This window comes from Phytohalomonas tamaricis (genome assembly GCF_003012345.1).
Classification (GTDB): Bacteria; Pseudomonadota; Gammaproteobacteria; order Pseudomonadales; family Halomonadaceae; genus Phytohalomonas; species Phytohalomonas tamaricis.
This window is the reverse complement of sequence record NZ_PVRV01000008.1, coordinates 1-206: the sequence shown is the minus strand read 5'-3', so window position 1 is coordinate 206 and position 206 is coordinate 1. Positions and strand designations below refer to the sequence as shown.

General features: G+C 57.3%; 1 rRNA gene. It reads left to right on the top strand.

From position 1 onward, the window contains the following. Positions 1–74: 74 nt before the first annotated feature. Positions 75–190 (top strand): 5S ribosomal RNA (gene rrf / locus C3Z11_RS00035). Positions 191–206 lie beyond the last annotated feature (16 nt).

The following is a 206-nucleotide window of genomic DNA, read 5'->3' as shown; positions in this document are numbered from 1 at the left end:
TCTCTGGCACAGCATGATCCCGAATAAGGCTGAGGTGAGCGACGTTACTTCCTCATCTCGAGCCGACAGTTACGCCTGACGACCATAGCGAGCGGGTCCCACCTGATCCCATGCCGAACTCAGTAGTGAAACCGCTCAGCGCCGATGGTAGTGTGGGGTCTCCCCATGTGAGAGTAGGTCATCGTCAGGCATCTATACCCAACCCC